General features: G+C 41.1%; 12 protein-coding genes and 1 pseudogene. 8 read left to right on the top strand and 5 right to left on the bottom strand.

The features are described from left to right. A partial coding sequence (locus A9957_RS07385) for a sugar phosphate nucleotidyltransferase (RefSeq protein WP_292343710.1) occupies positions 1 to 186 on the bottom strand: 186 nt, incomplete at its 3' end. A 211-nt stretch (positions 187 to 397) separates the two neighbouring features. On the opposite strand from A9957_RS07385, the gene A9957_RS07380 reads away from it, so the two are divergent. After that, positions 398 to 1,654, top strand: coding sequence for a PGF-pre-PGF domain-containing protein (locus tag A9957_RS07380; RefSeq protein WP_292343708.1), 1,257 nt, complete (start codon positions 398 to 400; stop codon positions 1,652 to 1,654). Between the two features lie 33 nt (positions 1,655 to 1,687). On the opposite strand, the pseudogene A9957_RS07375 reads toward A9957_RS07380, so the two are convergent. Further along, positions 1,688 to 2,617, bottom strand: a pseudogene (locus A9957_RS07375) (ISNCY family transposase); the annotation flags it as partial. A 226-nt stretch (positions 2,618 to 2,843) separates the two neighbouring features. Here A9957_RS07375 and A9957_RS07370 point away from each other — a divergent pair. From A9957_RS07370 to A9957_RS07360, 3 genes are all read left to right on the top strand, one after another. Next, positions 2,844 to 4,835 carry a TIGR04279 domain-containing protein gene (locus A9957_RS07370; protein WP_292343707.1) on the top strand — a complete coding sequence of 664 codons (1,992 nt, stop codon included), beginning with the start codon at positions 2,844 to 2,846 and terminating at the stop codon, positions 4,833 to 4,835. Between the two features lie 106 nt (positions 4,836 to 4,941). Next, positions 4,942 to 5,199, top strand: a complete 258-nt coding sequence (locus tag A9957_RS07365) for a hypothetical protein (RefSeq protein WP_013036596.1) — start codon at positions 4,942 to 4,944, stop codon at positions 5,197 to 5,199. Between the two features lie 168 nt (positions 5,200 to 5,367). Further along, on the top strand, positions 5,368 to 5,625 hold the full coding sequence (locus A9957_RS07360; protein WP_013036595.1) for a hypothetical protein: 258 nt from the start codon (positions 5,368 to 5,370) through the stop codon (positions 5,623 to 5,625). 104 nt (positions 5,626 to 5,729) lie between these two features. On the opposite strand, the gene A9957_RS07355 is transcribed toward A9957_RS07360, so the two are convergent. Both A9957_RS07355 and A9957_RS07350 read right to left on the bottom strand, forming a co-directional pair. Continuing rightward, positions 5,730 to 6,566: a CPBP family intramembrane glutamic endopeptidase gene (locus A9957_RS07355; RefSeq protein ID WP_292343706.1), complete on the bottom strand. Its 837-nt coding sequence runs from the start codon at positions 6,564 to 6,566 to the stop codon at positions 5,730 to 5,732. Beyond that, complete coding sequence (locus A9957_RS07350) at positions 6,559 to 7,443, bottom strand: DUF1616 domain-containing protein (RefSeq protein ID WP_128754784.1); 885 nt, start codon at positions 7,441 to 7,443, stop codon at positions 6,559 to 6,561. Before A9957_RS07350 ends, A9957_RS07355 begins: the two co-directional genes overlap by 8 nt. 314 nt (positions 7,444 to 7,757) lie before the next feature. On the opposite strand from A9957_RS07350, the gene A9957_RS07345 reads away from it, so the two are divergent. After that, positions 7,758 to 8,291 (top strand): metal-dependent hydrolase, encoded by a 534-nt coding sequence (locus A9957_RS07345; protein ID WP_292343704.1) that lies wholly within the window; start codon positions 7,758 to 7,760, stop codon positions 8,289 to 8,291. Between the two features lie 6 nt (positions 8,292 to 8,297). Here the strand turns inward: A9957_RS07345 and A9957_RS07340 are convergent, their stop codons facing one another. After that, positions 8,298 to 8,438, bottom strand: coding sequence for a hypothetical protein (locus tag A9957_RS07340; protein ID WP_164909092.1), 141 nt, complete (start codon positions 8,436 to 8,438; stop codon positions 8,298 to 8,300). A gap of 121 nt (positions 8,439 to 8,559) precedes the next feature. On the opposite strand from A9957_RS07340, the gene A9957_RS07335 reads away from it, so the two are divergent. The 3 genes from A9957_RS07335 (at position 8,560) to A9957_RS07325 (ending at position 9,892) form a co-directional block, all read left to right on the top strand. Continuing rightward, positions 8,560 to 8,748, top strand: a complete 189-nt coding sequence (locus A9957_RS07335) for a YgiT-type zinc finger protein (RefSeq protein ID WP_292343702.1) — start codon at positions 8,560 to 8,562, stop codon at positions 8,746 to 8,748. A gap of 198 nt (positions 8,749 to 8,946) precedes the next feature. Beyond that, entirely contained in the window at positions 8,947 to 9,138 is a 192-nt protein-coding gene (locus A9957_RS07330; RefSeq protein WP_105461108.1) for a hypothetical protein, read from the top strand. A 211-nt stretch (positions 9,139 to 9,349) separates the two neighbouring features. Continuing rightward, positions 9,350 to 9,892, top strand: a complete 543-nt coding sequence (locus tag A9957_RS07325) for a hypothetical protein (protein WP_105461106.1) — start codon at positions 9,350 to 9,352, stop codon at positions 9,890 to 9,892. Positions 9,893 to 10,063 lie beyond the last annotated feature (171 nt).

Here is a 10,063-nt window from a genome sequence, read left to right as displayed (position 1 = left end):
CGCCCGCTTGTTGCGCCCGGTTACAAATATGATGTCATCTATCCCGGATTCAATGGCTTCCTGCACCACATAATGGATAACAGGAGTGTCAATTATCGGCAGCATCTCTTTGGGCATTGATTTTGTAACCGGCAGGAAACGGGTCCCCAGCCCCGCCACCGGTATCACGGCCTTTTTTACATCCATTTCAGTATCCTCTGGTATCATTTTCTGTTAAGTCTGATGTGTCCAATTGATATTAGGTTTTGGTCTGTGAATGACAAATATTCGATAGTTTTTTGTACATCACAAATATAAACTGTTAGTAGAAAAAGAGAGTATAGTATATCAATAATATCAATAAAAGGTGTCACCATTGAAACGATTACATAAGTGTATATTATTACTATTTATAGCTTTGATACTGGGAATTTCCACAGCCTCTGCTTTTGAAGTGTCTCCTTCAAATCCGACAGTTGGAGATACAATTACAATAAGCGGCACATCTTCTGCCGACTCGGTTAAAGCCAATGTGGAATTTACCAAGACCGTGCCAGTAAAAGGCGGAGAATATAAATACCGCATCAATGATGTAGAAATTCCAAAGGGATCCAATACATTTATGGTAAAGGCAGAGGGAGTCGAGGATCTGAATGTGCGGGTCAAAATCCTATTCTGGATCACAAAAAGTGCAGAATATGTATCCTCCTCGGGTGTGGCAAGAGTATCCCAGTCAAATGTGCCTTCTGGAACCTATGATATACAAATTGACGGTCCGGCTGCAACCGGAACAAGTTCTGTGGATCTTACAATTACAGCTTCTCAGAATATAGACGTAGAAAATGGTGTATTTAAGGGAGAATATAATACAATCAGTATTCCTCCAGGACAATTCAAAGTAACTGTGGCAGGTGAGACAAAAACTATTACATTGAGGTCTCCAGGCAGCAGTAGCGGAGGCTCAGGTAGTTCAGGAGGTGGAGGCGGTTCCACTCCGGACAGTTCAGATAATAATGTGGATGTAGAAGAACTGAGCACAAAAAGGGTTTTCAGTAATACCCCAGTGGAATTTCGTTTTTCCAACCCCGAAGTCCCTATCAAGTCCATCAATCTTACATCCGCTATCACTGTAATGAATGTACCTGTACGAATAGAAGTTTTAAAAGATACATCAGTAATGGTCAAAAAAGAGCCAAATGGCAACGTTTATAAGCACATTAACATATGGGTGGGAAACGCCGGTTTTGCGATTCCTGAAAATATCAAATCTGCAAAAGTTATTTTCCAGGTTGAAAACAACTGGATAGAGGATAATAACATTGATAACATTGAACCAAAGTCAGTTGTTTTAATGCATTATGAGGAGGATGCTGACCAATGGACTCGACTGCCTACGGATATGATCTCCAAGGATGATCAATATACCCTTTACCAAGCAAATGTCACTCATTTTTCTCCCTTTGCGATTGCAGGGGAAGCCAGGCAAACAACAAATACTGATAATCAAACTGATAGTAATCAGACAAACACCACAGCTGAAAACGGACAACAAGACAGCTCTGAAACACCAGCAAATTCCAGACAGGGTCTGAATGCTGAGTGGATACTCATAGGAGGAGTTGTGGCTGGGCTGGTAGCAATGACGGCCTGGAAAATGAAGAAAAACAGACAATGAGGTATGTCCGATATTGGCATACCATTTTTTAAGTTTATTGCGCAGGTGCATCCCTACCTGTTTTTTCCTTCCGTTTTCATAGAGCAAACGAAGTTTTTTCTCATACTTCATATGAATCGATCCGCCGATTTTCCACATCTTATTGACCCAGTGATCTATTCGTTTCATCGTTCCCTCATTATGTATTTTCGAATCAGAAGAATACACGCAAAACAGGTATTGCCTTCAATTTATACTATACATCAGCATGATTATTGAACGAATCATACCCCCCATCCAGTGCATAAGTATCGATGTCCACTCCCATTTTTACCAATACATCGGGTGAATCATTTGCAGCACCTTTTGTATGTGTCATATAGATTGGAAGTGTACCAATCATCGTGATATGTGCCTTATCCATCTTACATTTGTAATGCGGATTATAATCCGCATATCCATCATATCTGGATGCTTCAAGAGATGTCGAATCTGTTTTCACATCCCTGATCTTTGTAATTCTGGATATTTTCTTTCCAATCCTGAACATTATTTCATTAAATCCCTCTTCCCCCAACCTGTATTTTACAAAATGGTTAATCGCGTTAAATCGAAGATTTAACGGGAGTTACTACATAGTAGTAACAGTGTTGCATGAGAGGGAAGATTAATAATACCATTATCATCTTCAAAACACAGAAGTCTGGCTTTCTCATTTGTTAAGGTAGATATTGTTTTTTCAAAAGAGAGGTTTCTGTAGGATTTTACAACGATGAACTTTATCATTGAAGAAATCTTATACCTGAAGTGCCAATCCTTATCGGCATAATAATTACGTTCTACATAGGAAGCAATGTCATCGATATCCAGGAAATACAATAACTGGCATATTGATACGCTGTCTTTGTTCAGATAACTGACTATTGAATCTCTGGTATAGATTCCGTCCAAAACATTGTGATAATATTTCATGAACTGGCATATTTTCTTATATATAAATATAATGCATGAGCTACGCTCATGCAACGTTCAGTGGTAATGAGAAAATGAGTTACACTTTTAAAGCGAAAAGCTAATTTGATAATCTCATATTAATATTAGTTTTCAGGGACAAGTTTTATCAATTGAAAATTTGTAACCATAATATCAATAAAAGCAAATTGCCATTATAATCCTAACACATTACACCATACCGGAGAATTAAGAACATATGAGGGAACTAAAACATAGCATCTTTGTATTATTTTTGCTTATAATATCAGCGGCATTGATTATTTTTGGATCTGCAGGAGCAGCAACCAACGATGATGTCATTATGAATATGACAGTTGATGACACCACGTTTAACTTTACCAACCACGAGTCTGATATAGACGGCAACTGGATACAATTACAGGGCGGAGAACCATTCCAGTTGCCCTATCCCATTTCTTTTACTTATAACGGAATAAATAAATCCACATTCACAAAAAAAGGGATTTCTGTCGACATCGATCTGAATGTGGATAGTTACTCTGACCACACTATCATCTATCCATACAAAACACATCCGATGTATGTCACTGGTGATGATGTGTCTTTTACTTTTGATGGTTCAGAATCTTTTGCTGGTAAAGTTGTGGAAATATCGTTGATCAAGACAAATGCTTCCGGATTGTATTCGGCTATTGATAAGCTGATGGATGGAAACAAAGATAATATTGCAAATTTGATGAATTCTGATAAAGATCCAGATATTAAAACCCTTGATGAAAAAGGAAATTGCGCTGTGAATTATGACTCTCTTGACCCTGCTGACTATATAGTAGTGATCATGGAAGATGATGCCACAACCAATAGATTACTCTCAGCCACCGCATTCACGGTTTTAGACTACGATTCTACTGTAAAAGTGGAAGATACTGAAAGCGGAAAAAAAGTTACCATCAGTATGCCGAATGCTCCTCTATCTGATTATACATATGAAGCAATGTACATTGAGGAAAGTGAATACCGGGCAGAAGCCTACATGCAATACAACGGAAGCAGAGAAGGCCTCAATACATCCGTAAATGACGTATCCCTTCTTGAAGGGCTATCTCTGACAGGAATTGATTTCTCTAATCCAGCATCATCTGATTTCAAGGATAAGATCAATGCAAGCGCCGGACAGGACAAAGTCGTCATTAAAGAAGTAAGTTCATCTGATACCACTGCAACCCTGAATTTAAATACTGCAGGACTTGATGAAGGCGATTATATCCTATTTACAATGGTCAGATCAGGAGGAGATCTACTTGCCTTCAACCAGTACCCTGCTGTATCTGCAGAAGAGGAGGATAATGGCTCTGCCGGAGGAGGTAGAAGTGATGGAGGCGTCAGTGGAGCTGCTGTAAGTGGAGAATCCTATCAAAACGTTGAACAAAGAGAAGTAGCCGGTAAATACATAGCCAGGAATACCCCGACAGATTACAGTTTCGCTCAAGGCAGCGGACCGGTGGAAAACATTATCTTCACGCCGCTGATCAATGCAGGCTATACCAGTGTAGTAGTCGAAGTACTGAAAGACACATCCACTCTGGTTGATACAAAGCCGTCAGGTCTGCTCTACAGCAATATTAACATCTGGATAGGTTCAAGACTCTATGAAGATGTGATCGAGGATGCTACGATCTCCTTCAGTGTGGACAAAACCTGGCTGGATGAAAATGATGTGGACTCTTCAAACATCAGATTGCTGAGATACACCACAGAATGGACACCCCTTCCAACCACAATGATCGGAGAAGATGAAGATAAGGTGTACTATACTGCAGACACACCGGGCTTTTCCAGTTTCGCAATTGTGGCTGACACGGAATCTGCACCGGTTACTGGCCCAGCAGAGATGGAGGCGGACTTCACGGCAACTCCTGTAGAAGGACAGAGTCCATTGGAAGTCACCTTTACAGCAGAGGCAGATAATGTCGACTCCTGGCAATGGGACTTCGGTGACGGCAGCACATCAACAGAACAGAACCCAACCCACACCTATGAAGAACCTGGCACCTACACTGTTGTACTGACAGTTGAGGGCGAAGGTGGAGCCGATGTTGTGGAGAAGACGGACCTGATCACAGTAACTGCACAGGAAGAAGATAAAGGAATACCTGGATTTGAAGCAATCTTTGCCATTGCGGGATTGCTGGCAGTAGCAGGTCTTTTGAGAAGGAGAAAACTGTAAAGGAATTGATATGCAGGTTTTTTACCTGCATATTCTTTCCGGGAAAAACCAATACCTATTAATAGTAATATTATAATCCTAAAAATAGGAACTTCAGAGGAAAATCATGCTTACAAGCGTAATTTCAACAACCAGTGCAATTTCTTCCGCGGCAGGTGCCATTTCAATGACCACAGGTATTGGGCTGCCGGAGTATGGAGTACTGGCAGTAATAGGACTTATTTTATTGTTATCGGCAAAAGAGATACTTTCCGCTTCCAGCAAATGGAACAGGACACTCAATACCTCCCTGAATATGGGAATTATGCCACTGTTGGTGGCTTTCGTTGCAATAGTGGTATTCAAAGTCGCAGAAATAGTGTGAAACTATTTTCTCTTTTTTTACATTTAATTTTTTATTTCATAATTATTCATAGTATTCCAATACTACACACTATGAATTGATTATATTAAAAAATCACAACCTCATTTGGAGTAAAGCAAAGACTTAAATAATTATATTTCTATATACATAGGTAGGAAGTGGATAATAGTGCTTACCAGTGTAATTTCAACAACCAGTGCAATTTCATCCGCGGCAGGTGCTATCTCAATGACAACGGGCATCGGACTGCCGGAATACGGCGTACTGGCTGTAATCGGCCTTATTCTACTATTATCAGCCAAAGAGATACTTTCCGCTTCCAGTAAATGGAATAAAACACTCAATACATCTCTTAACATGGGAATAATGCCACTTTTGGTGGCTTTTGTGGCCATCGTTGTGTTCAAGGTAGCAGAAATAGTGTAATTTTCCTTTACATCTCTTTTTCCCACATAATTTTTACTTATTTTGAATTGTTTTGAACTGGGTTTGAAATGCAGTCTATCTCATAGACTGTTGATTGTTAGTTATCAGAACAGGCCCAACCCGGGACCCAGATGAGGGATTACTCCAAAAAGGAATACATTTACAAATCCGTGGGTTAAAGAAACAAAAGAGATACTTTTAGTCCTGAGGAACATATAACCCAGAATCAGTCCTGCAAATGCCGTCATAAACACTTCTAAAGGGGCACCATAACCCGAGTGCATAACACCGAACAAAAGACTGGTTATAATCAGACCCGGCCATGTTCCAAAAGTATCTGCAAGCCTGGTCTGGAGTATGAACCTGAAAATCAACTCCTCAACAAAACCCACAAAAATCACCATTACCAGAGAAATCTTGAGCAAACTGATAAATGACAGATCCGAAATCAGGTAACTACTCGCCAGGATTGCATATTCTCCCTGGGCAATCAGAATCGCCACAAGAATTGCCAGAAATATATAAACCAGCCACATCCTGTTTACATCCCTAAACCCCCTTAAAGAAAGCGTAATATCCTGATCTTTTGCAACCAGATAAACAGGAATTATAAGTGGGGCATAAATGAATATGAATACGTACAGGGTCGTATCGAAAAAGATAGGCATCGAGATATTTACCAGGCGCAACAGAGGCAGCAACATCAGGGCCTGAAAGGCCATTGTGACTTCCTTTTTGCTAAAATGGATTGATGCCAGGGGCAGGCCGAGAAGTAAAGCCACATGGATACAGATGGAAAGATAATCCATTTCGGCAAAAAGTAGCAGTTCTGCCAGCATAATGAGCAGTACCGGCACCATGATTACAGCTGAATCCCGGTTAAACTGTACATCTGAAAGATCCGGCAGATCCATGTTTTTGAAAGGATGAAATTCACTCATTTGCATCCTCCGATACATTGATCCAGAGATGCAGGTCCCTGTAGGATTCTGTGTAATTACCATTCTTGTAAAGCAAAAACTGCAGTTTCATGTCCGTGCCGTTAAACGGCGGAGTTATCGTGACAGGTTGCTCCCAGGTCTGATTATGCTCAAGGTTTACCTCTTGTATGGTTTGCAGGGATTGATTCTCCAATTGTATGTCAATAGTATAATTGACATCCTCATATTCATGATTTACCACCCCGATAATTACCTTTCCACTGTCTCCGAGAGTATAATTGACCGGGTAATCATCCGCCATTCCTCCCGGGCCCAGGATATAGAATTCGGTGAATTGTTCGCCCTGTTTGGGGGTCACTATCACGTAGATCAGGGTCACGACCGAGGCCAGAATCGAAATTACCAGAATTATTGTTAGTGCCTTATCCAGCCGAGATTGGGACTCTGAATGAAATTCATCCTGCAGGGACTCGTAGGATTGCCTTAGGGGGACGTAAAATGCTTCTTCCTCGACCAGATTGGAGCGGCGCACCACGGCTATGATACACATACCGATTGTGAAGATGGATAATGAGATCAGGATAGGCAACAGACGGATACCCCAGGGTGTGTAGTTCAATCCCAGGCCAATCAGAGGCACAACGGCAATGCTAAGACCAAAACTCAAGGCCACACGCTCAATACCATCCAGGTCATCGTTTTTGGGAAATAGGGCGGCAATCAGGGCATAACCCGGAAGGAACAATACCATGGGCAGACCCAGCACAGTACGTATGGCTGAATCACTGAGCTGTGGAATAAGAATAAATACTGCCGTCAGGAGTACCAGGCCTACGACAATTTGTATGTCAACAGGGATTTTTTTTATATCCGCCAATATGTACCCTCAAATTGATTGCAGAATCAATTGTTACAATACTTAAATATTATTCGGTCAGCAGGTATAGAATTCATATTGTAGCCGGGAAACGAATTTTCAATACACTGAGAGAAGAAGAAAAGTCCTAAAAAAATAATAATAAAGCAGGTTTCCGCTTACTTCAAATCAGTCCTGCTGCCTCAGTATCAATCCGACAGCAGCAATCATTGCAGGTGCAGCACTTCTGACCAGGCAAAAGGGCGATCGCTGAAATGGAGCAGGATACTTCCTGCTCTAAATTTAAAAAATAAGCATAAACTTAAACACATCTATTGATAATTCCACCATTGATGTTTGTGTTTGGCCATATCGGACTGACCTTACTTGCCTTCTATCTGGCAGAGCAATGGCTGCCCAGGTTGCAGGGCAAAGTGAATTATGGGTTTGTGGCAATAGGAGCGCTGCTGCCGGATCTGATCGACAAGCCGCTGGGCCGGTTTTTGCTGGCAGATACCCTTGCAAGCGGCAGGATATTTGCCCATACCCTGAGTTTCTGGATACTGGTTGGCCTCATTATTGTTTTGATATGGCAGAAGTGGCGGGCAGATTTCTTATTGGTATTGCCCGGTGCAGCAGTTTTGCATTTACTGGAAGATTCGATGTGGCAGACTCCCGAAGTTTTGTTCTGGCCGTTTCTGGGTTGGAGTTTCCCGGCCGATGAGATTGCAGGCGGATTTCTGGATTACCTGATGCACGTTTTCTCCAACTGCTATGACCCGGCCATATCGATGGTTTTTATATCGGAGGTATTCGGGATTGTGATCTGTATGGTGGGTGCTGTGCGATGGTACAGTAGGGTGAAATGATACAGATTATGTCTGTATATTTTGTCGACTGTATTCGATAAAATAGTAGGATTTATCGTATATGGAAGACAAGCCCGGATTTATCAATCCGGGATTGCAGGCATCTATATCTACCAGCTGGTTCTGGCTGCCTGATGATGAATTCACTTTTTATTGCCACAACAATTATTGTGCAAACAATAATATATAAAATCAATCCTTTGCATATTAGCCAGAAATTTCCTTCCAGACAAAGACTATTTGGGCTATCCAGAAGATATGAATCAATATGTTACCGGACAGTTGTAATTTCTGCCAGGGCAAATTGATTGAGAAAGACACCGACGTGGAAATCCAGAAAGCAGATGGGAAACGTGTTTCTTTGAGAGTATCTGCCTATGTGTGTGATACCTGCGGGGAGGCTTACTACAAGCCGGAGGTTTCCAGGAAACTGGACAGGATTGCTTATAGTAGGTGAGAGGCTCTATAATTGCACAGGGACATATCTCATGTCCATTTTTATTCACTTAATATAAATAACGTGTGAACAAATATACCCATAATGCTGAATTTGGCTGCAGTCAACTACACCCTAACGGAAGTGGGTTAAATGTCAATTAAGCATTCATCCAGAAGAATTAGTTGACACGTCTAATAATCATAGGAGATAGGACACATGAGTACACACGTTAGCCAGACGACGACTATCCCCACAACAAAAGCGATAAGAGACAGACTGAAAAACTATGGCCATAAAGGGGAGACCTATAGTGATATTCTCACAAGGATGATGGATTTGATTGATAGGGAGGAATTCATGGACAGAATGTACAAGCGTCTGGAAGAAAGGATAAATTTATCTCATTGACGAAATGTCAACCACCCCTCCCTGACGGCAAAGGCTTGAATGTCAATTAACATTGGTCTGGGTGGCTGACAAGCATTCCTAAGACTTCAGGACATACCTGTAATCCCGTGATTTGTGTTCAATGTAAATTGCACCACCAGATATGAATTGCTTTTTACAACTAAATTTTTCATCCATTACTTGCCTAAAATTGTGATTAAGGGGACAAAACATGAATGAAAATATAGATAAAGACAATTCATTGGCCGATTTGCTTGATGAGGATACTGCAGAGATCAAAGAAGGTATGGACCCGAAAGAAAGACCGGATGAATATACTTTCCACATTGGCAAACTCGAGCATACCATCGCTCAGTACTATTATAAGCAGGACCAGGATCTGACCGATAATGACGTTGAAATGAGATTGTTCAATATAATGTTTCACTTGGAGAATAAAATCAGTTATTTCTCCCATCCCCTTGAGTTATCGATTATCGCGACTATGACGGAAGTATTCAAAAAGAGACCCCTCACACTCAGTGAATTTGAATTTGTGCTGGATTATGTGATAAAAAGTGTAGAGAACAGGTCATGGCTGCCTGGCAAGAGAGCCTATCTGAATTGGATCTGTTATTTCTTGAGAATGCTTGAGCCTGAAGATGAAGAAAAATATGTCAAATCCATAAAAAGGAAAGCCAAAAGAAAAGGAATGACTCACTCAGAGATCGATTTCCTGCTGCTTAGAAGTGGCGAGGCGCCGGACTGGAAATGAAACTTGATATACCTCCCACGCCTAAAGTCCCTGGGTTCTGTGGTTGACTGCTTTCAAGTCACTTTCGTAAAGGATGCGTAGTTGACCTTAATCAAATCAAAGAAAGTATCTGTCCAATAATCGTTTTAGCGGTGCTTTCTGACATTCTGCCATATTTTTCGATTCCATCAT

This window comes from Methanohalophilus sp. DAL1, assembly GCF_001683555.1.
Classification (GTDB): domain Archaea; phylum Halobacteriota; class Methanosarcinia; order Methanosarcinales; family Methanosarcinaceae; genus Methanohalophilus; species Methanohalophilus euhalobius.
This window is presented reverse-complemented; position numbering and strand designations above follow the sequence as displayed.